We start from the raw sequence: 21,348 nt of genomic DNA, 5'->3' as shown, positions 1-21,348 counted from the left end.
ACCAGTGTCAGATCCCAGAAGGAGATGCCTCGTGCCGTCCATCGACGTCGTCGTAGCCAGGGAAATCCTCGACTCCCGGGGCAACCCCACGGTCGAGGTCGAGGTTGGCCTCGACGACGGCAGCACGGGACGTGCTGCTGTTCCGTCCGGCGCCTCCACCGGTGCGTTCGAGGCCATCGAGCTTCGCGACGGTGACCCCAACCGCTACCAGGGCAAGGGCGTCGAGAAGGCCGTCCTCGCCGTGATCGAGCAGATCGGCCCGGAGCTCGTCGGTTACGACGCCACCGAGCAGCGCCTCATCGACCAGGCGATGTTCGACCTGGACGCGACCGAGAACAAGGGCTCCCTCGGTGCGAACGCCATCCTCGGTGTCTCGCTCGCCGTGGCGCACGCCGCGTCGGAGGCCTCCGACCTCCCGCTCTTCCGCTACCTCGGCGGCCCGAACGCGCACCTGCTGCCCGTTCCGATGATGAACATCCTGAACGGCGGCTCGCACGCCGACTCCAACGTGGACATCCAGGAGTTCATGATCGCGCCGATCGGCGCCGAGTCCTTCTCCGAGGCCCTTCGCTGGGGCGCGGAGATCTACCACACGCTGAAGAAGGTCCTCAAGACCAAGGGCCTGTCCACCGGTCTCGGCGACGAGGGCGGCTTCGCCCCCAACCTCGAGTCCAACCGCGCCGCCCTCGACCTCATCATCGAGGCCGTCAAGGAGGCCGGCTACGTCCCGGGCCGCGACATCGCGCTCGCGCTCGACGTCGCCGCGTCCGAGTTCTACAAGGACGGCGTCTACGAGTTCGAGGGCAAGTCCCGCTCGGCCGCCGAGATGACCGAGTACTACGAGGAGCTCGTCTCCGCGTACCCGCTGGTCTCCATCGAGGACCCGCTGTACGAGGACGACTGGGCCGGCTGGAAGGTCATCACCGACAAGCTCGGCTCCAAGGTGCAGATCGTCGGTGACGACCTGTTCGTCACCAACCCCGAGCGCCTCGCCCGCGGCATCGAGGAGGGCTCGGCCAACGCCCTGCTCGTCAAGGTCAACCAGATCGGTTCGCTGACCGAGACCCTGGACGCCGTCGAGCTGGCCCAGCGCAACGGCTTCAAGTGCATGATGTCCCACCGCTCCGGTGAGACCGAGGACGTCACCATCGCCGACCTCGCCGTCGCCGTGAACTGCGGCCAGATCAAGACCGGCGCCCCGGCCCGCTCGGACCGCGTCGCCAAGTACAACCAGCTGCTGCGCATCGAGGAGATCCTCGACGACGCCGCGGTCTACGCCGGGCGTTCGGCGTTCCCGCGGTTCCGCTTCGAGGGCTGACAGCCCCGCTCCGGAGCACAGCCTCCGTCCGTCCCCGCATCCGGTCCCGTACCGTGTGCGGGGACGGACGTGCGTAAGGGGAGGCGTGAGACATGGCCGGGAAGGACCGCGACCGGTTCTCCACCGCGACCAGGCTGCGACTGCTCGGCGAGCAGACGGCGGCCCGCGTCTACCGGTCGCAGAGCCGCCGCCAGGCCCGCCGCTCCCGGCTCACCGGCCGGGCCGCGTTCCTCGCGCTGATCGTCTGCTCCCTGGTGGTCGCCCTCGCGTATCCCATGCGGCAGTACATCTCCCAGCGCGACCAGATCGCGGAGCAGGAGAGGCTGTCGCAGGAGGCCCGGCAGCGTACGGAGGAGCTGCGCGACGAGAAGGCGCGGCTCAAGGACGACGCGTACATCCGTCGTCTCGCGCGTCAGCACCTCCACTACGTGCTGCCCGGCGAGACCGCTTTCACGGTGGTCGACCCGGACGCGGCCGAGGTGCGCCGGGGTGAGCCGGGGGCGACGGGACGCCCCTGGCACTCGAACCTCTGGGACGGCGTCGACAGCGCGGACCGCGAGTGACCGCGGCCTCGCGCCGGGCCCCGTGACCGCGCCGTCCGCTCCGCACCGGATCCTCTTCCCGTACCGCTTCCCACAGTCCGACCGATGACATCCAAGGCAGGCATGGACACGCCCCCTCCGCAGACCGAATCCACCACGCCCACCGATGCGGACATCGCCGCGTTCGAGCTCCAGCTCGGCCGGCCGCCGCGCGGTCTGCGCGCCATCGCGCACCGCTGCCCGTGCGGCAACCCCGACGTGGTCGAGACACAGCCCCGTCTGGAGGACGGCACGCCGTTCCCGACGACGTACTACCTGACCTGTCCGCGTGCCGCGTCCGCGATCGGCACGCTGGAGGCCAACGGGGTCATGAAGGAGATGACCGAGCGGCTCACGACGGACCCGGAGCTGGCCGCCGCCTACCGTGCCGCGCACGAGGACTACCTCGCTCGGCGCGACGCCATCGAGGTCCTGGAGGGCTTCCCGAGCGCGGGCGGCATGCCGGACCGGGTGAAGTGCCTGCACGTCCTGGTCGGCCACTCGCTGGCGGCGGGTCCCGGAGTGAACCCGCTGGGCGACGAGGCGATCGCGATGCTGCCGCAGTGGTGGGCGAAGGGTCCCTGCGTCACGCCGTGCGGCTCCGACGCCGGCTCCGACGCGTCCTGACCCCGTTCGCCACCCGTACGACCACAGGAGCCCCATGACCCGCGTTGCCGCCATCGACTGCGGTACCAATTCGATCCGCCTGCTCGTCGCGGACGTGGACCCCGCCGGCGGGCAGTTCACCGAACTCGACCGCCGGATGCGGATCGTCCGGCTCGGCCAGGGTGTCGACCGGACCGGCCGGCTGGCCCCCGAGGCACTCGAGCGCACCTTCGACGCCTGCCGTGAGTACGCGGATGTGATCAAGGAGCTCGGCGCCGAGCGGATCCGGTTCGTCGCCACGTCGGCCTCCCGTGACGCGGAGAACAGCGACACGTTCGTCCGGGGCGTCCTGGACATCCTGGGTGTCGAGCCCGAGGTCGTCACGGGCGACCAGGAGGCGCAGCTGTCCTTCGACGGCGCCACGAAGGAACTCGTGGGCAGCGACCACCTGGAGAAGCCGTACCTCGTCGTGGACATCGGCGGCGGCTCCACCGAGTTCGTCGTGGGTGACGACGGCGTCCGGGCCGCCCGGTCGGTGGACATCGGCTGCGTACGGATGACCGAGCGTCACCTGGTCGTGGACGGAGTGGTGGTGGACCCGCCGACGCCCGACCGGGTCGCCGCGATCCGGTCGGACGTCGACGCCGCGCTGGACCTGGCCGAGGAGACGGTCCCGCTCTCCTCGGCGGCGACGCTCGTCGGCCTGGCCGGGACGGTCACCACGGTCGCCGCCATGGCGCTCGGACTCCAGGAGTACGACTCCGAGGCGATCCATCACTCCAGGGTCTCCCTCTCGCAGGTCCGGGAGATCACCGGCCGGCTGCTCGCCTCGACGCACGCGGAGCGCGCGGCGATCCCCGCGATGCATCCGGGCCGGGTCGACGTGATCACCTCGGGGGCGCTCGTCCTGCTCGCGGTGATGGAGCGGACCGGCGCCCGCGAGGTCGTCGTCAGTGAACACGACATCCTCGACGGGATCGCCTGGTCGGCAGCCTGATCACAGCCCGGCGAAGGGCGCGGTGAGATGGCGCTCAAACGCTTCCCCGCCTGCACCTTTGAGCTCGCGAAGGCCTCTCCGGACCCCTCCGGAGAGGCCTTTCGCGTAGTGCTGCGGGAAACTTCGTGAACTTCTTCACAAGGAATTCGGCCCCGCCGGGCGAAGTTCTTCCCCCTGGGGGCCGTGCGGGCGGCCCGGCGGCCCGCACGGCGTGGGGGCAGGCAGGTTTCGCGGGTGTGGCGGGAGGGTGTCGCCGATGGGTGGTGCGCCTCGCCGGGCGGCTCAAGGGCCAGCTCACAAGCGGTGAACAACGTTCGCCGGAGCGTCGTGGTTCCCGGCCCGCACCATGACCTGGGTCACGTGGGCGGCGAAGTGTAGCAGAGGGTGGCGCATACCTTGTGAAGGGGCTCACGAGCAGCCCCCCCGAGGGGGGTGGATACTCGATGGCATGAGCACCACGGAGCGTCCCAGGATCCTCGTTGTAGGCGGTGGGTACGTAGGCCTGTACGCAGCTCGTCGCATTCTGAAGAAGATGCGGTATGGAGAGGCGACCGTCACGGTCGTCGACCCGCGCTCGTACATGACGTACCAGCCCTTCCTCCCCGAAGCTGCTGCCGGCAGCATCTCGCCTCGGCATGTCGTCGTCCCGCTGCGACGCGTGCTGCCCAAGGCAGAGGTTCTCACCGGCCGTGTCACGACCATCGATCAGGACCGCAAGGTCGCCACGGTCGCGCCGCTCGTCGGCGAGGCCTACGAGCTGCCCTTCGACTACCTGGTCATCGCGATGGGCGCGGTCTCCCGCACCTTCCCGATCCCCGGCCTCGCCGAGCAGGGCATCGGCATGAAGGGCATCGAGGAGTCCATCGGTCTGCGCAACCACGTCCTCGAGCAGCTGGACAAGGCCGACTCGACGACCGATGAGGACGTCCGCCGCAAGGCGCTGACGTTCGTCTTCGTGGGTGGCGGCTTCGCCGGCGCGGAGACCATCGGCGAGGTCGAGGACATGGCGCGCGACGCGGCCAAGTACTACACGAGCGTGAAGCGCGAGGACATGCGCTTCATCCTGGTCGACGCCGCCGACAAGATCCTTCCCGAGGTCGGCCCGAAGCTGGGCGCGTACGGCAAGGAGCACCTGGAGAGCCGTGGCGTCGAGGTCTACCTCTCGACCTCGATGGACTCCTGCGTGGACGGTCACGTGGTGCTGAAGAACGGCCTCGAGGTCGACTCCAGCACGATCGTCTGGACGGCCGGCGTGAAGCCGAACCCGGCGCTGGCCCGCTTCGGCCTGCCGCTCGGCCCGCGTGGTCACGTGGACACCTCCGAGAAGCTCCAGGTGCAGGGCACCGACTACATCTGGGCCGCCGGCGACAACGCGCAGGTGCCCGACATGGTCGGCCGCCGGGCGGGCAACCCGAACGCCTGGTGCCCCCCGAACGCCCAGCACGCGCTGCGTCAGGCCAAGGTCCTCGGTGACAACGTCATCTCCGGCATGCGGGGCTTCCCGCAGAAGGAGTACAGCCACGCCAACAAGGGTGCGGTCGCCGGTCTGGGGCTGCACAAGGGCGTCGCGATGATCGTCGTGGGCAAGGTGAAGATCAAGCTCAAGGGCCGTCTCGCCTGGTACATGCACCGCGGCTACCACGGCATGGCCATGCCGACGTGGAACCGTAAGATCCGGATCTTCGCCGACTGGACGCTGGCGATGTTCCTGAAGCGCGAGGTCGTCTCGCTCGGCGCCATGGAGACTCCGCGCGAGGAGTTCTACGAGGCCGCCAAGCCGAGCCCCGCGCCCGTCGCGGCCAAGGCCGAGGGCGACAAGAGCAAGGCCGGCGAGAAGGCCAAGGCCTCCTAGCGCCCGTACGTCACCGAAGGGGTCGTCCGCCATCCGTGGTGCGGACGGCCCCTTCGGCGTTCCCCGGCCAGCAGTAGGTGGTAGCTACAGCTATTTTGCCGTTCCGTTGCCCGGCGGCGGGATGGCGCGGGTGCCGTGTCGCGTTGAGGCTGGTGTACCTCGCTGCGGCCCCGAGGTGTCGCGGCCCGGTTCGGGTGCGTATATGCGAATTTAGGCACGTTCGGAAACACCACCACGGAGGTGTGCACCATGGCCGACGCCGCGTCGCGGCTGACCGCTCTTGCCGAAGAGTTGCTGGGAGAGCCCCTGCCGGTCCGGATCCGGGCCTGGGACGGCAGTGAGTCAGGGCCCCCGGGCGCCCCCGCCCTCGTCCTTCGCCACCGCCGTGCCCTGCGCCGACTGCTCTGGAAGCCGGGCGAACTCGGCCTGGCACGTGCCTGGGTGGCCGGGGAGATCGACGTCGACGGGGACCTGTACGCCGCCCTGGACGCCCTGGCCGGGCTGCTCTGGGAGCGCGGCGCAGACGCCAAGGACACCGTCCACCCCGTCCGCGACCCGAAGGTCCGGGCGTTCGCCCGCGGACTCGTCCAGGTGGCCGGACCCTGGCCGCCGCCTCCCCCGCCGGCCGAGGAGGTCCGCCGCCGCACCGGCCCGCTGCACACCAGGCGCCGTGACAAGGAGGCCATCAGCCACCACTACGACGTGGGCAACGACTTCTACTCGATGGTCCTCGGGCCCTCCATGGTCTACTCCTGCGCCTACTGGCAGGAGGGCGGCACACTCGAGGAGGCCCAGCGCGACAAGCTCGACCTCGTCTGCCGCAAGCTCGCGCTCCAGCAGGACGACCGTCTCCTCGACGTCGGCTGCGGCTGGGGCTCCATGGCCGTCCACGCCGCCCGTGAGTACGGAGCACGGGTCACCGGAGTGACCCTCTCCACCGAGCAGGCCGCCTTCGCCCGCAAGCGAATCGCCGAGGAGGGGCTCACCGACCGGATCGAGATCCGGGTCCAGGACTACCGGGACGTCAGGGACGGCCCGTACGACGCGATCTCCTCGATCGGCATGGCCGAGCACGTGGGCTCGGTCCGCTTCCGTGAGTACGCCGACGACCTCTACGCGCTGCTCAGACCCGGCGGCAGGCTGCTCAACCACCAGATCGCCCGCCGCCCCGAGAGGGACGAGGCGGCGTACCACGTCGACGAGTTCATCGACGCCTACGTCTTCCCCGACGGCGAACTGGCCCCGGTGGGCCGTACCGTCGCCACCCTGGAGGAGGCCGGTTTCGAGGCCCGGGACGTCGAGGCGATCCGCGAGCACTACGCGCTGACCCTGCGTCAGTGGGTGGCCAACCTGGAGAAGCACTGGCAGGAGGCGGTCCGGGCCACCTCGCCCGGCCGTGCCAGGGTGTGGCGGCTCTACATGGCCGCCTCCGCGCTCTCCTTCGAGCACAACAAGATCGGCGTCAACCAGATCCTCGCGGTGCGCCCGGGGGAGGGTGGCGGCGTGGGCATGCCACTGCGGGCCCGTGACTGGACGGCGTCGCCGGACAGCCGGCCCGCGACGACGACCTGACCCGGACGGAAGAGCTGCCCCGGAAAGACGGAAGGGGCGGTACCCGCGCGCGGGTACCGCCCCTTCCGCCTCCCGCCTACTCCGTCTTGATCGCGGTGAGCATGTTCAGCTTCGCGCCGCTGCGGGCCGGCCAGAGCGACGCCAGGACGCCCACGAGGCCCGCGAGGACCAGGAAGAGCGCGAGCCGGTCCCAGGGGATGACCAGGGCGTAGCCCGGGATGGAGGCCGAAACGCTCTTCCCGATGGCCCAGCCGAGGAACGTGCCGAGGCCCACGCCGACCACCGCTCCGAAGAGCGAGATGACGACGGCCTCCAGCCGGATCATCCGCTTGACCCTGCGCCGGTCCAGACCGATCGCCCGCAGCATGCCGATCTCCTGCTGACGTTCGAAGACCGACATGGCCAGCGTGTTGACGACTCCGAGGACCGCGATGACCAGGGCCATCGCCAGCAGCGCGTACATGATGTTCAGCGCCGTGTTGATGAACCCGCCGAACATGTCCCTGATGCCCTGGCGGTCCATGACGCTCATCGCCGGGTTGTCGCCGAGCGCGTCGACCACGGCCTTCTCGTTGGCGGCGCTCTGTCCGCCGTCCATGGTCAGCCAGACCTCACGGATGTCGGCGACGCTCTCGTGCGGGTCGACGACGTCCTCGGGGATCAGGACCGGGGAGAGGAACTCGTTGCCCTCGTAGAGGGCACCGACCTTCAGGGTCTCCTTCTTCTCGTCGTCGAACGTCACGGGCACACTGTCGCCGGTCTTCCAGCCGTGCGACTTCGCGGTCTCGCGGTCGACGGCGATCGCGCCGTCCTTCAGCGAGGAGAGTGATCCGGAGACGACCTTCAGGTTGAAGACCTTCTCGACGTCGCCCGGAGTGACCCCGGAGGCGGAGACGCCCCCCTTGCCGGCGGTGAGCCAGACGGCCCTCTGGGGGGTGGCCGCGGAGACGCCGTCGGCCTTGCGGAGGGCGTCGAGAGCCGACGCGTCCAGGGAGTCCCCGCTGGCCATCGACACCATGTAGTCGGCCCGGATGTTGTCCGTCGTCATCTTGTCGATGGCCTGGCCGAGCGTGACGCCGAGCACGGAGATGCCGGTGACCAGGGTGAGCCCGATCGCCAGGGCGGAGGCGGTGGCTCCGGTACGGCGCGGGTTGCGGACCGCGTTCTGCGCGGCCAGCTTGCCGGACACCCCGAAGAGCCTCCGCAGCAGCGGTCGTGCCAGGGCGATCACCGGCCGCGAGAGCAGCGGGATGAGCACGATGACACCGATGAGGGTGAGGAACGCCCCGCCGCCGATGAGCCACCGGCCGTTCTCGTCGCCCTGGGCGGCTCCGGCGACGATCACGGCCGAGCCGAGGAGCGTGAGCACCCCGCCGATGGAGTTCCGCACGACCAGGGACTTCGTGGTGGCCACCGCGTGCACGCTGCCCATCGCCGCCACGGGCGGGATCTTGGCGGCACGACGGGCGGGGAGCCAGGCGGCGAACACGGTGATCAGCACGCCCACGGCGAACGCGGCGGCGACCGCCGTGGGGGAGACGACCAGCGGGCCGGCGGGGATCTTCCCACCGAACATGCCCATCGCGGAGCGCAGCCCCGTGGCGAGGCCGACGCCGAGCAGGAAACCGGTCACCGACGCGATCAGACCGACCACACCGGCTTCGAGCAGGATGGCCCGCTTGACCTGGCGGCGGGAGGCGCCGACGGCCCGCATCAGGGCGAGCTCCTTGGTGCGCTGGGCGATGAGCATGGTGAACGTGTTGGCGATCAGGAACACACCGACGAAGAGCGCGATGGCCGCGAAGGCCAGCAGCATCGAGTTGAGGCTCTTGAGGCCGGACTCGGTCATCTCGGCCTCCTCGTCCGCGAGGGCCGCGCCGGTCTTGGCCTCCGCGTTCTCGGGAAGGAGGGGCTTCACCGCCTCCAGCAGCCGCTGGTCGGACGCCCCGGCCGCCGCGGTCACGGTGACGTCGCTGAACTGGCCGGGCCGCAGGTAGAGCTGCTGGGCGACGTCGGTGTCGAAGAGGACCAGGCTGCCGCCGGCGTTCACGGCGCCGTCCTCGGTGGTGAAGACACCCGAGAGGGTGTACTCCTTCACCGGCCCGTTCGTGGCGACCCGCACGGGGGCGCCCACGCGGTACTCGCCCTTGTCCGCCGTGGCCTCGTCGAGGGCGATCTGGCCGGCCTTCGCCGGCCCCGTGCCCTCGGTGAACGTGTACTGCTCGTCCTTGCCGTCGGTCCCGGGGGAGTAGTTGGAACCGGTGTTGGACCAGCCGTTGCCGATGAGCTTGCCGTCGGGATCGGCCACACCGGCGAACCCGGAGACCCGGCCGGTGGCCTCCGCCACGCCGTCGAGGGCCTGGATCTTCTTCAGTGTGGCCTCGTCGACGGCGGCGGTCTCCTTGTCACCGCGTTCGGCCCAGGTGGTGACGGCGACGGCGACGTCGTCGTAGCTCTTGGCGGACTGGTTGCGGAAGGCGTTGCCGAGGGTGTCGGTGAAGACCAGGGTGCCCGAGACGAAGGCGACGCCGAGCATCACGGCGAGCACGGTCATCAGCAGCCTGGCCTTGTGCGCGAGGACGTTGCGCACGGCGGTTCGGAACATGTGTCGATTCCTGGGGGAGTTCGGTGTGCGGAGGGGAGGGGCGGACAGCCGTCGTGTCAGCTGGTACGGCCCTTCGCGTCGAACGCCTTCATCCGGTCGAGGACACCGTCCGCGGTGGGGCTGATCATCTGGTCGACGACCGCCCCGTCGGCCAGGAAGATCACTCGGTCCGCGTAGGAGGCGGCCACCGGGTCGTGGGTCACCATCACCACGGTCTGGCCGAGCTCGCGCACGGAGTTGCGGAGGAAGCCCAGGACCTCGGCGCCGGAGCGGGAGTCGAGGTTGCCGGTCGGCTCGTCACCGAAGATGATCTCCGGCTGCGAGGCCAGGGCGCGTGCCACCGCGACGCGCTGCTGCTGGCCGCCGGAGAGCTCCGTGGGGCGGTGCTTCAGCCGCTCGGAGAGGCCCACCATGTCGATGACCCTCTGGAGCCAGGCGGCGTCGGGCTTGCGGCCGGCGATGTCCATCGGGAGGGTGATGTTCTCCAGGGCGGTCAGCGTGGGCAGCAGGTTGAAGGCCTGGAAGATGAAGCCGATCTTGTCCCGGCGCAGCTGGGTGAGCTGCTTGTCCTTCAGCGAACCCAGCTCGGTCTCGCCGATGCGCACGGAACCGCTGCTGAAGCTGTCCAGACCGGCCACACAGTGCATCAGGGTGGACTTGCCGGAACCCGAGGGGCCCATGATCGCGGTGAATTCCCCCTGCGGGAAGTCCACGGTCACCCGGTCGAGGGCGACGACCTGGGTCTCACCCTGGCCGTAGACCTTCGACAGCTCCGTGGCGCGGGCGGCGACCGCGGTGGTGCGGTGGACGGTGGTGGTGGTCACAGGGGTACTCCAGGTTCGGGCGTCGGGTTCGCGGGGACCCCTCCATCGTCGCCGCCGTACCGTCCCGGGTCGTCAGCCCTCGTGCCCGTTCCCGGGGCCCTCTTGAGTCGCACCCACCGGAGGGCCGTGTAGTCCTGAGGTAGGAGACCGACCCGGAGTCCGGCACCCTCCTCAGCGGGGCGGCGCGGTGGATCCGCGAGGCACCAGACGGGCCGCCGCGTCCTCGAAACCGGGGGCCGAGCCGTCGGCCACCGTCGCCAGCAGGGTGCGGGCCGCATGAGTGCCGTACGCGGGGATGTCCCTGCTCAGCGCCGTCAGCGAGGGGCGCACGACCCGGGAGAGCTGGGAGTCGTCCCAGGCGACGAGCGAGAGGTCGGCGGGGACGTCCAGACCCATCTCCTGGGCGACCGAGAGCCCGGCGACGGCCATGATGTCGTTGTCGTAGACGATGGCGGTCGGCCGCCCGGCCGAGCTGATCAGCCGCCGCGTGGCGTGCGCGCCCTCCTCGCCGGAGTAGTCGGTGTGCACCACCACCGGTTCGTCCAGGCCGAGTTCCGCGCTGATCTCGCGCTGGGCGCGGTCGCGCAGCTGGGTGTGGATCAGCTCGGGCAGCCCGGCGACCCGGGCGACGGTGCGGTGGCCGAGCGCGGCGAGATACGTCAGGGTGTCCCGCAGCGCCGCCGAGTCGTCCGACCACACCGGGGTGAGGGAGCCGGCCGCCGAGGGATGGCCGATCACGACGGCGGGCATGCCCAGCCCGGTGATGCCCTCGATGCGCGGATCCGGTGAGCGCACATCGACGAGGAACACCCCGTCCACCCGGCCCTCGCCCCACCAGCGGCGGTACATCTCCAGTTCCTGCGCGGGGTCGGTGACGACCTGGAGGAGCAGGGCGCAGCCGCGTGCGGAGAGCTCGGTCTCGATGCCGCTGATCAGTTCCATGAAGAAGGGTTCGGCCCCGAGCATCCTGGCGGGCCGGGACAGCGCGAGTCCGACGGTGTCGGCCCGGGCGTGGGTGAGGGCCCGGGCGGCGCTGTTGGGGCGCCAGCCGATCTCCTTGGCGATGGCCTTGATGGAGGCGCGGGTCGCGGGGGAGACGCCGGGGCGGTCGTTCAGGGCGTACGACACCGCGACCTTCGAGACCCCGGCGCGTCGCGCGATGTCGGCGATCGTGGGGCGGTGCTTGGGCATGCGACCTCGCTTAACCGGTTCGTGTCCGGGCAGCATCCTAGCCGCAGGGCCCTGACCTCTGTCTTCCCCGGAGCGGTCCAGACCTCTTGGAGGAGGCCCGGAAAAAGGTGGATGGGAGCGCTCCCTCTCCCTTGACACCGCTTCGGCGCACCCATACCTTCACGGGCACTTACCCGGTTCAGTAACTCCGCTCGGCAGGGACGGCGCGGGGAAAAGGAGGGGCTATGGGTACGCGTACCCGGCTGCGGGTCACCACCGCACTCGCCGTGTTCACGCTCGCCGCGACCGCCTGCACGGGAGGCGGCTCGGGGGCGGGCGGCGCCGGCGGCCCGGTCGGCAAGGGCGGCTCGCTGCCGCGCAACGAGACGCTCTACACGACCGGCACCCAGTGGGGGCCTCCGGCCAACTACAACCCGCTGCGCAACTGGGACCACGCGACCGGCACCAAGGGCCTGGTCTACGAGACGCTGTTCCACTTCGACCCGAACGAGGGCGAACTGACGCCCTGGCTCGCGGAGTCGGGCAGCTGGACCGACGACAAGACGTACGAGGTGAAGCTGCGGCAGGGCATCACCTGGGCGGACGGGAAGCCGCTGACCGCCAAGGACGTGGCGTACTCCTACGGCCTCGGCAAGATCGAGGCGTCCGCCTTCCACTCGCTGTGGAGCTGGCTGTCCGACGCGAAGGCGGTGGACGACTCCACGGTCCGCTTCACCTTCAAGGAGGCCCGCTACCAGGAGTGGGACTACACCCTCTACGGCCAGCCGATCGTCCCCGAGCACCTCTGGAGTCCGCGCACCGACGAGGACGTGCTCAACGGCGTCAACGACAAGCCGGTCGGCACCGGGGCGTACAAGCTGAAGAGCAAGAGCCAGGACCGGGTCGTGTGGGAGCGGCGCGACGACTGGTGGGGCACCAAGGCCCTCAGCATGACGCCGGCCCCGCGCTACATCGTCGACGTCTCCAACCCGAGCAACGAAGTGGTCATCGGCCAGCTGGGTCAGGGCCAGCTGGACCTCAGCAACAACTTCCTGCCCGGCGCCTCCTCGTTGATCAAGAGCAGGAAGGCCGTGTCGTACTACGACGAGGCCCCCTACATGCTGTCGGCCAACACCGCCTGGCTGGTGCCCAACACCACCAGGAAGCCGATGGACGACGCCGCCTTCCGCCGCGCGCTCGCCGCGTCCGTCGACACCGGGAAGATCGTCAAGGGTGTGTACGGCGACCTGGTCAAGCCCGCCTCGCCGACCGGTCTGCTGCCGCAGTGGGAGCAGTTCGACGACAAGGCGCTCATCGCGGAGAAGGGCTTCACCCACGACGCTGCGGCGGCGAAGAAGGAGCTCGCGGGCGCCGGTTACAAGGACACGGACGGCGACGGCTTCGTCGAGAACAAGGACGGCTCCGCCCTCAGCCTGAAGCTGGCCGTGCCCTCCGGCTGGACCGACTGGATGGAGGCGGCCAAGGTCATCGCCGCCGGCGCCAAGGACGCGGGCATCCGGATCAGCACCGAGTTCCCTGACCAGAACGCCCTCGGTGAGCAGCGCGGCAAGGGTGAGTTCGACCTCGTCATCAACAACGAGCGCCAGCTGTCCAACACCCCGTGGACGTACTACGACTACATGTTCCAGCTGCCGGTCCAGAAGCAGCAGAACACCGTCAACTTCGGGCGCTACGAGAACGAGGAGGCCTGGAAGCTGGTGCAGGCGCTGGGCGGGGTCAAGACCGACGACACGGCCGGTATGAAGGCAGCCGTCTCGAAGATCCAGGACATCCAGCTGACCGAGATGCCCATCATCCCGCTCTGGTACAACGGCCTCTGGTCGCAGTCCACCACCGGGACCTGGAAGAACTGGCCGTCGGACGCCGCCGGAGCCCCGAAGACGGCGCCGGCCCTGTGGCGCAACTGGCTGGAGATGGGTGGCTTCGAGACGCTCACGCAGCTGAAGCCCGCCAAGTGACACGGCAGTTCTGACTCCATGACCGCCCCGTCGTGCGCGCCACCTGACCGTGCGCGCACGGTGGGGCTCTCCACCAGGGGAGCACCCTTGCGCCGCTACTTCGCCCGGAAACTTCTCGTCTACGCACTGACCTTCGTGGCCGCCGTGACCGTCAACTGGATGATCCCGCGCTTCATGCCCGGCGACCCGGTCGCGGCGATGGTCGCCAGGGCCCGGGTCTCGCAGCCCGAGGCCGCCGAGGCCATGCGCTCCTACTACAACGAACTGTTCGGATTCGACGAGCCCCTGTGGCAGCAGTACCTCCACTTCTGGGGCGCGCTCCTCCAGGGCGACTTCGGCATCTCCATCTTCGTCTTCCCCACGCCCGTCGGCGACGTCCTGCTCGACGCGCTCCCGTACACCCTCGGCCTGATGATCCCGTCCGTCCTGCTCAGCTGGTTCGCCGGCAACTGGATCGGCGCCCTGTCGGCCCGTCGCAAGGTGCTGGACAACACGGTGCTGCCGGTCGGCTACCTGCTGACCGCGATGCCGTACATGTGGATCGCCGTGATCCTCGCCTGGGCGTTCGGCGCCAACGCCGGCTGGTTCCCCATATCGGGCGGCTACAGCCTGGACATCACACCCGGCTGGAGCGCCGCCTTCGTGCTGGACGCCCTGCACCACTGGGTGCTGCCCTTCCTCTCGCTCTTCCTGGTGGCACTGGGCGGCTGGGCCATCGGCATGCGCAACATGATCATCTACGAGCTGGAGTCCGACTACTCCTCCTACCTCTCGGCCCTCGGCGCGCCCCAGCGCCTGATCCGCCGCTACGCGTTCCGCAACGCCGTCCTGCCCCAGGTCACCGGCCTGGCACTCCAGCTGGGCGTGCTGGTCGCCGGGGCGCTCGTCACCGAGATCGTCTTCGCCTACCCGGGGCTCGGTTCCCTGATCCTGGCCGCGATCCAGAACCAGGACTTCTTCCTGCTCCAGGGCGCGTTCCTGTTCATCGTCATCGGCGTGCTGATCGCCAACTTCCTCATCGACATCGTCTACGTCGTCGTCGACCCCCGCACCCGCACGGGCATGGCAGGAGGCACCTCATGAGCACGCTGCCCGACCCGGTACCCGAGGCCGCCGCCGCACCGGCGGCGCCGTCCGCACCGGCGGCGAAGCCCGGCAGCGAGTGGCTGCACTACGCGGTGCGCAACCCCAAGCTGGTCATCGGAGCGGTCCTCGTCGTGATCCTGCTCGGCATCGGCCTCGTCGGCCCGGTGGTGCTCGACGACGGAAACCCGAACGAGTACGTCGGCCCCCAGGCCTCCGCGCCCGACGGCACGTACTGGATGGGCACCACGACCTTCGGCCAGGACGTCTTCGCGCAGTTCGTGCACGGGCTGCGCTCCACGTTCCTGGTGGGTGTCGTCGGAGGCGCGATCGCCGCCGCCATCGCCATGGTCGTCGGCTTCCTCGCCGGCTACCGGGGCGGACTCGTCGACGAGGTCCTCAACATGCTCACCAACATCGTGCTGGTGCTCCCCGCCCTCGCGGTCCTGCTGATCATCAACGCCTACCTGGGTGTGCGCAGTGTGGCCGTGCAGGGCCTGTTCATCGGGCTCACCTCCTGGCCCTGGGCGGCGCGTGCCATCCGGGCGCAGACCTTCTCGCTGCGCACCCGGGAGTTCGTGGACCTGGCGCGGCTCAGCGGGAGCGGCACGTGGCGGATCGTCTTCCGCGAGATCGCGCCCAACATGAGCTCGTACCTCTTCATGATGTTCATCCTGCTCTTCGGCGGGTCCATCCTCATCGCCTCGTCGCTCGACTTCATCGGGCTCGGCCCGACCGAGGGCGTCTCGCTCGGCCTGATGCTGCAGAGCGCCCAGCAGTGGAGCGCGCTCCAGCTCGGCATGTGGTGGTGGTTCATCCCACCGGGTGCCGGGATCACCGCGATCGTCGGCGCGCTCTACGTCGCCAACGTGGGCCTCGACGAGGTCTTCAACCCGAAGCTGAGGGAGTCCTGAGCACATGACCCTGACCGTCAACGATCTGCGGGTGCACTACCGCACGCTGCGTGGCGAGGTCCGGGCGCTGGACGGCGTCGGCTTCGACCTGGCGGACGGCGAGATCCTGGGCCTGGCGGGCGAGTCCGGCTGTGGCAAGACCACACTCGGCAAGTCCCTCATCCGGCTCGACGGACGGATGCGGCACGCGGGCGGCACCGTCACCCTGGACGGCGACGAGCTGCCGCTCTCCGACGACCGCGCGATGAACGCCTACCGCTTCCACAGGATCTCGCTCGTCCCGCAGTACTCGATGAGCGCCCTCAACCCGACCCGGCGCATCGGACGCATGATCCGCGAGCTCCTGGCCTCACGCGGCGTCGCCGTGGACACCGGCGAACTCCACCGCAGGCTCGCACTCGTCGGCCTGGAACCCGACGTCCTGGAGCGCTACCCGATCGAGCTGTCCGGAGGCATGAAGCAGCGCGCCGTCATGGTGATCTCCACGCTGCTCGACCCCTCCGTCCTCATCGCCGACGAGGTCACCTCGGCCCTGGACGTCTCCAACCAGCAGGCCGTCGTCGGCGCCCTCCGGGGCCTCCGCGACAAGGGCCTGGTCACCAGCATGATCTTCGTGACCCACGACCTCGGACTGACCTCGCACATCGCCGACTCGATCATGGTCATGTACGCGGGCAAGCTCGCCGAGAAGGCCCCCACCAAGGTGCTGACGACCGAGCCCCGCCACCCGTACACCAAGATGCTGATCGGGTCGCTGCCCCAGGTGGGCGCCCGCTACAGGGACAAGCCGCTCCGAGGCATCGAGGGCTCCCCGCCGTCCCTGCTGGACCCGCCCGCGGGCTGCCGGTTCCGTGACCGCTGCCCGCTCGCCGACAGCCGGTGCGCCGAGGAACCGCCGGTCGTCGAGATAGCCCCCCGCCACTCCGTCGCATGCTGGAAGGCGGCCTGATGCTGACCCTCGACCGTGTCACCAAGACCTTCCGGGCCGGCGCCTTCGGCGGCGGGTCCGTCACCGCGGTGGACCGGGTGTCCTTCGAGGCGGCGCCCGGCGAACTGGTCTCGCTCATCGGCGAGAGCGGCAGCGGGAAGTCCACCATCGGCCGCATGGTGCTGGGCCTCACCCGGGTCAGTGCCGGCAGTCTCACCCTGGACGGGGAACCGGTCCGGCCGGGCAAGGACTTCTACCGCCGGGTCCAGGGCGTCTTCCAGGATCCCTTCAGCTGCTACAACCCCGTCTTCAAGGCCGACCGCGTCTTCGCCCTCGTCCGCCGCGCCTACCACCCGGGCGTCACCGACAAGGAGTGGGCGGAGCGGGTGGAGAAGGCCGTACGGGACGTACGCCTGGACCCGGGTCAGGTGCTCGGCCGCTACCCGCACCAGCTCAGCGGCGGCCAGCTGCAGCGCCTGCTCATCGCCCGCGCCCTCCTGCTCGACCTGCGCTTCCTGGTCGCCGACGAGATCACCAGCATGCTCGACGCCTCCACCCGCATCGATGTGCTGAACCTCCTCGCGGGCCTCAAGGAACGCGGCCTCGGCGTCCTCTACATCACCCACGACCTCTCCCTGGGCACCTACCTCGCCGAGAAGACGGTGGTGCTGCGGAACGGCCGGGTCGTCGAACGCGGTGACACCCAGAAGGTCTTCGGCAACCCTCTGCACCCCTACACCCGCACCCTCCTGGCGGCGGTCCCCCGGCTGAACGAGCCCTGGACGCCCGCCGTACCCGTGGAGGCCTGCGCCTACCACGAGGGGGGCGCGCGGGACACCGGCCTCCACGAGACCGAGCCGGACCACTTCGTCGCCTGTGCCGGTCTCCCCGACTGCGGAAGGACCTCCGCGTGACCCCTCGCCACCTGCCCCTGCACGACGGCTGGACACTCCGTGCCGACGGCCCCGTACCGGTGGAGCTCCCCCCGGAGGGCGTCCCCGCGGCCGTCCCCGGATGCGTCCACACGGACCTGATGGCCGCCGGGCTCATCGACGACCCCTACCTGGACGACAACGAGAAGCGGCTCGGCTGGATCGGACGCACCGACTGGACGTACAGCACCGCCTTCGAGTGGTCCGCCGACGCGCACGAGTCCACCGACCTGTGCTTCGACGGACTGGACACCGTCGCCACGGTCCTGCTCAACGGCACGGAGGCCGGAACCACCGCCAATCAGCACCGCAGCTACCGCTTCCCCGTCAGGCCGCTGCTGCGCGAGGGCGTCAACACCCTGACCGTGCGCTTCACCGCCCCGTACACCTACGCCGAGGCGATGCGCGACAAGCTCGGCGACCGGCCGGGCGCGTACAGCGAGCCGTACCCCTTCATCCGCAAGATGGCCTGCAACTTCGGGTGGGACTGGGGGCCGACCCTGGTCACCTCCGGTATCTGGCGGCCGGTCGGGCTGGAGTCCTGGTCCGGTCCGCGGATGGCCGAGGTCAAGGTCCTCGGCGACCTCGACGGTGACGGGGTGCCGCGCCTGGCGGTCACCCTCGCCGTCCGGCGCGCCGGAGACGGACCCCTGGAGGCGTCGGTGGAGGTGGCAGGCGAACGGGTGGTGTTCACCGTCCCGGCCGGGGACGAGCGTGCCGCCGTCACCCTGCCCGTCCCCGGGGCCGCTCGCTGGTGGCCGCACAGCCACGGCGAGCAACCGCTGTACGACGTCACCGTCCGCCTCGGCGACGAGGCGTGGAGCGGCAGGACCGGCTTCCGGAGCGTGGGACTGGAACGCGAGGCGTTCCGCGTCTCGGTCAACGACGAACCGCTCTTCGTGCGAGGCGTGAACTGGATCCCCGACGACTGCTTCCCGGCCAGGGTCACCAGGCAGCGGATCTCGGACCGCTTCGACCAGGCGATCGCCGCGGGCGTCAACCTGGTCCGGGTGTGGGGCGGCGGCCTCTACGAGAGCGACGACTTCTACGAGCTGGCCGACGAGAAGGGGCTGCTGGTCTGGCAGGACTTCCCGTTCGCCTGCGCGGCCTATCCGGAGGAGCAGCCGCTGTACGACGAAGTGGCCGCGGAGGCCCGCGAGAACATCGTGAGGCTGGCCCCGCACCCCTCGCTGGTCCTCTGGTGCGGCAACAACGAGAACCTGGAGGGCCACGCCGACTGGGGCTGGCAGGACGAGCTGGAGGGCCGCAGCTGGGGCCACGGCTACTACCACGAGCTGCTGCCCGCCCTGTGCGCCGAGACGGACCCCTCACGCCCCTACTGGCCGGGATCGCCCTACTCCGGCTCACCCGGGCTGCCCCCCAACGACCCCGCGAGCGGCACGGTCCACCTGTGGGAGGTGTGGAACCGGGTCGACTACCGGCACTACGCCGACACCGCCCACCGCTTCGTCGCCGAGTTCGGCTTCCAGGGTCCGCCCGCGTACGCCACCCTGCGCCGCGCGGTCAGCGGCACGCTGGAGCCGGACGCCCCGCTGCTCGCGCACCACCAGAAGGCGGAGGACGGCGACGCGAAGCTGCTGCGCGGCCTCGGGGACCACCTCCTGCAGCCCGCGTCCTTCGACGACTGGCACTGGCTCACCCAGCTGAACCAGGCCCGCGCTGTCGCCTTCGGCATCCGCCACTTCCGCTCGCAGAGCCCGTACTGCATGGGCGCGATCGTGTGGCAGCTCAACGACTGCTGGCCGGTCGTCTCCTGGGCCGCCGTGGACGGCGACGGCCGCCGCAAACCACTCTGGTACGCCCTGCGCTCGGTGTACGCGGACCGGCTGATGGCCGTGCGGGACGGAGCCCTGCACCTGGTCAACGACTCCCCCCGGCCGTGGGAGGGCACCCTGCGGCTGACCCGGCGCTCCCTGGACGGCACGGTCCTGGCCGAGGAGAAGGTGGCGGTGGGCACGGCGGCCCGTGGCGTCACCCGGGTGCCCCTGCCGTCCTCGGTCGCCGAGCCGGCCGACAGGACGCGCGAGGTGCTGGTGGCGGAGCTGGGAGAACTGCGGGCGGTGGAGTTCTACGAGGAGGACACGCGCCTCGCGCTGCCGCCGGCGCGCTATCACGTCACGGTGACCCAGGGTGACGAGTCGGGCATCGGTTACCGGGTCACGGTGACGGCGCGGACGCTGCTGCGCGACCTCGCGCTGTTCCCCGACCGGCTGGATCCGGCAGCGGAGGTGGACGACATGCTCGTCACCCTGCTGCCCGGCGAGAGCGCGGTGTTCCACGTCACGGGCGCGGTCCTGAAGGATCCGGAGGCGCTGGGATCGCGGCCGGTTCTGCGGTGCGTCAACGACACCGTCGTCGGGTGAGGTGGCGGGCCCTGGCGAACGGTGGCGCGGCCCGTGGCGAATGGGCCGTACGGGTGCGGCGAGTTTCCGTCATTCCCGTTTGCCGGGGTTCGTCCCCCTCGCCCGGGCCGGGCGTGTGCTGATGCGGTGAGCGAAGTCTGACGGACCCTCACATGGTCAATAAAATAAGACAACATCGAGGGGATGTTCCGCTGTCCGGGGGACGCTCCCGGATAGGGTCATGTGCCAGACGCGGAGCCGCGCGCCCACGCCCGGGTGGTGGAATGCAGACACGGCGAGCTTAAACCTCGCTGCCTCCTCGGGGGCGTGCCGGTTCGAGTCCGGCTCCGGGCACCACCCGCACCGCCGGTGGGCCCGGCCGGTTCCCTCACTCATTCAGCCGTCAACTTCTCGCGGCAGCCCGCGACGCGGTCGCGCCCCCGGACCGGCTGATCACTCTGCGTGCCGGGGCCCCTGCCTCCTGGACGCCCCGGCGGGACGGCGGCTCCCCGCCGCCGCCTCCTTTTGCGGACCGGTCCCGGCGGGTACGAGGTTTCCGTACCACGCCGGAGGGATCGGGGCCGCCGGCTCCCGCGAAGATCCTCCTCCGGTACTAGGGCGATTGTTTTGCCTACCCATTACTCTTGTGGCAAGGCCACGCACGGTGGCCATGGAGGAGTGAAATGAGGAGCAGCAACCCGGTCTTCTCGCGACGGGGGTTCAGCCGCGACAACGGCTACGCGGGCTTCAACGCGGCGCCGCAGGCCGGGGCCCCCGCAGCGGGTGCCAACCCGTACGCGCAGGGCACCGCCGCCAACCCGTACGCCACGAACCCTTACGCACAGCAGGACACCCAGTACGGCGCCCCGCAGGCGCCGGCGCGCTCGGGCGCGATGACGATCGACGACGTCGTCACGCGCACGGCGATGACGCTGGGCACGGTGGTGCTCACCGCCGCGCTCTCCTGGGCCCTGCTGCCCGTCGACGAGGCCAACCTCGGCAAGTCCTACGGCATCGCCATCGGCGCGGCCCTGGTGGCGTTCGTCTTCGCGATCATCCAGTCCTTCAAGCGCAAGGCCTCGCCCGCGCTGATCCTCGCCTACGCGGCCTTCGAGGGTGTCTTCCTCGGGGTGATCTCCAGCACGGTCAGCACCTACATCAGCCCCGGCACGGTGATGCAGGCGGTGATGGGCACCATGTGTGTCTTCGCCGGTGTCCTCATCGCGTACAAGATGCGTTGGATCCGCGTCACCCGCCGTTTCTACGGCTTCGTGATGGCCGCGGCCGTGGGCTTCGTGCTCCTGATGATGGTCAACCTGCTGTTCAGCGTGTTCGGCGGCGGTGACGGCCTCGGCTTCCGCAGCGGCGGTCTGGGCATCCTCTTCGGAGTCATCGGCATCATCCTCGGTGCCTGCTTCCTGGCCCTGGACTTCAAGCAGGTCGAGGACGGCATCAACTTCGGCGCACCGCGCGAGGAGTCCTGGCTGGCGGCCTTCGGCCTCACCCTGACCCTGGTGTGGATCTACCTGGAGATGCTGCGTCTGCTCTCCATCCTCAACGGGAACGACTGACCCCGTAAGCGCGACGACGGAACGGCCCGCAGGCATCGCCTGCGGGCCGTTCC

16 protein-coding genes and 1 tRNA gene are annotated in these 21,348 nt (G+C 70.1%); 14 read left to right on the top strand and 3 right to left on the bottom strand.

From position 1 onward, the window contains the following. Positions 1 to 31 precede the first annotated feature (31 nt). The 6 genes from eno (at position 32) to ACHFIV_RS28720 (ending at position 6,926) form a co-directional block, all read left to right on the top strand. On the top strand, positions 32 to 1,318 hold the full coding sequence (gene eno / locus ACHFIV_RS28745) for a phosphopyruvate hydratase (RefSeq protein ID WP_356880541.1): 1,287 nt from the start codon (positions 32 to 34) through the stop codon (positions 1,316 to 1,318). A gap of 92 nt (positions 1,319 to 1,410) precedes the next feature. Beyond that, on the top strand, positions 1,411 to 1,881 hold the full coding sequence (locus tag ACHFIV_RS28740; RefSeq protein WP_398975042.1) for a septum formation initiator family protein: 471 nt from the start codon (positions 1,411 to 1,413) through the stop codon (positions 1,879 to 1,881). 102 nt (positions 1,882 to 1,983) lie between these two features. After that, positions 1,984 to 2,526 carry a DUF501 domain-containing protein gene (locus ACHFIV_RS28735; protein ID WP_398975518.1) on the top strand — a complete coding sequence of 181 codons (543 nt, stop codon included), beginning with the start codon at positions 1,984 to 1,986 and terminating at the stop codon, positions 2,524 to 2,526. A 34-nt stretch (positions 2,527 to 2,560) separates the two neighbouring features. Then, positions 2,561 to 3,502, top strand: coding sequence for a Ppx/GppA phosphatase family protein (locus ACHFIV_RS28730; RefSeq protein ID WP_398975038.1), 942 nt, complete (start codon positions 2,561 to 2,563; stop codon positions 3,500 to 3,502). A gap of 448 nt (positions 3,503 to 3,950) precedes the next feature. Further along, positions 3,951 to 5,354: an NAD(P)/FAD-dependent oxidoreductase gene (locus ACHFIV_RS28725; RefSeq protein WP_398975037.1), complete on the top strand. Its 1,404-nt coding sequence runs from the start codon at positions 3,951 to 3,953 to the stop codon at positions 5,352 to 5,354. A gap of 249 nt (positions 5,355 to 5,603) precedes the next feature. Continuing rightward, positions 5,604 to 6,926, top strand: a complete 1,323-nt coding sequence (locus ACHFIV_RS28720; protein WP_398975034.1) for a class I SAM-dependent methyltransferase — start codon at positions 5,604 to 5,606, stop codon at positions 6,924 to 6,926. A gap of 76 nt (positions 6,927 to 7,002) precedes the next feature. On the opposite strand, the gene ACHFIV_RS28715 is transcribed toward ACHFIV_RS28720, so the two are convergent. From ACHFIV_RS28715 to ACHFIV_RS28705, 3 genes are all read right to left on the bottom strand, one after another. Then, on the bottom strand, positions 7,003 to 9,531 hold the full coding sequence (locus ACHFIV_RS28715; protein WP_398975031.1) for an ABC transporter permease: 2,529 nt from the start codon (positions 9,529 to 9,531) through the stop codon (positions 7,003 to 7,005). Positions 9,532 to 9,587: 56 nt separating this feature from the next. After that, complete coding sequence (locus ACHFIV_RS28710; RefSeq protein ID WP_398975027.1) at positions 9,588 to 10,355, bottom strand: ABC transporter ATP-binding protein; 768 nt, start codon at positions 10,353 to 10,355, stop codon at positions 9,588 to 9,590. Positions 10,356 to 10,526: 171 nt separating this feature from the next. Then, positions 10,527 to 11,546, bottom strand: a complete 1,020-nt coding sequence (locus ACHFIV_RS28705; RefSeq protein WP_398975024.1) for a LacI family DNA-binding transcriptional regulator — start codon at positions 11,544 to 11,546, stop codon at positions 10,527 to 10,529. Positions 11,547 to 11,770: 224 nt separating this feature from the next. On the opposite strand from ACHFIV_RS28705, the gene ACHFIV_RS28700 reads away from it, so the two are divergent. The 8 genes from ACHFIV_RS28700 (at position 11,771) to ACHFIV_RS28665 (ending at position 21,295) form a co-directional block, all read left to right on the top strand. Next, positions 11,771 to 13,504 carry an ABC transporter substrate-binding protein gene (locus ACHFIV_RS28700; protein ID WP_398975020.1) on the top strand — a complete coding sequence of 578 codons (1,734 nt, stop codon included), beginning with the start codon at positions 11,771 to 11,773 and terminating at the stop codon, positions 13,502 to 13,504. A gap of 87 nt (positions 13,505 to 13,591) precedes the next feature. Further along, positions 13,592 to 14,587 (top strand): ABC transporter permease, encoded by a 996-nt coding sequence (locus ACHFIV_RS28695; RefSeq protein WP_398975018.1) that lies wholly within the window; start codon positions 13,592 to 13,594, stop codon positions 14,585 to 14,587. Continuing rightward, positions 14,584 to 15,501, top strand: coding sequence for an ABC transporter permease (locus ACHFIV_RS28690; protein ID WP_398975015.1), 918 nt, complete (start codon positions 14,584 to 14,586; stop codon positions 15,499 to 15,501). Before ACHFIV_RS28695 ends, ACHFIV_RS28690 begins: the two co-directional genes overlap by 4 nt. 4 nt (positions 15,502 to 15,505) lie before the next feature. Beyond that, a complete protein-coding gene (locus tag ACHFIV_RS28685) occupies positions 15,506 to 16,450 on the top strand; it encodes an ABC transporter ATP-binding protein (RefSeq protein ID WP_398975012.1) in 945 nt (314 codons plus the stop codon). After that, complete coding sequence (locus tag ACHFIV_RS28680) at positions 16,432 to 17,343, top strand: ATP-binding cassette domain-containing protein (RefSeq protein ID WP_398975009.1); 912 nt, start codon at positions 16,432 to 16,434, stop codon at positions 17,341 to 17,343. The genes ACHFIV_RS28685 and ACHFIV_RS28680 overlap by 19 nt, the downstream gene beginning before the upstream one ends. Further along, a complete protein-coding gene (locus ACHFIV_RS28675; protein WP_398975007.1) occupies positions 17,340 to 19,745 on the top strand; it encodes a glycoside hydrolase family 2 protein in 2,406 nt (801 codons plus the stop codon). Before ACHFIV_RS28680 ends, ACHFIV_RS28675 begins: the two co-directional genes overlap by 4 nt. Positions 19,746 to 19,994: 249 nt before the next feature. After that, positions 19,995 to 20,081 (top strand) — tRNA-Leu (locus tag ACHFIV_RS28670). Positions 20,082 to 20,407: 326 nt separating this feature from the next. Beyond that, positions 20,408 to 21,295, top strand: coding sequence for a Bax inhibitor-1/YccA family protein (locus ACHFIV_RS28665; protein ID WP_398975004.1), 888 nt, complete (start codon positions 20,408 to 20,410; stop codon positions 21,293 to 21,295). The last annotated feature ends 53 nt before the right edge of the window (positions 21,296 to 21,348 follow it).

It is taken from the genome of Streptomyces sp. ALB3 (assembly GCF_044385685.1).
GTDB lineage: Bacteria > Actinomycetota > Actinomycetes > Streptomycetales > Streptomycetaceae > Streptomyces.
This window is presented reverse-complemented; position numbering and strand designations above follow the sequence as displayed.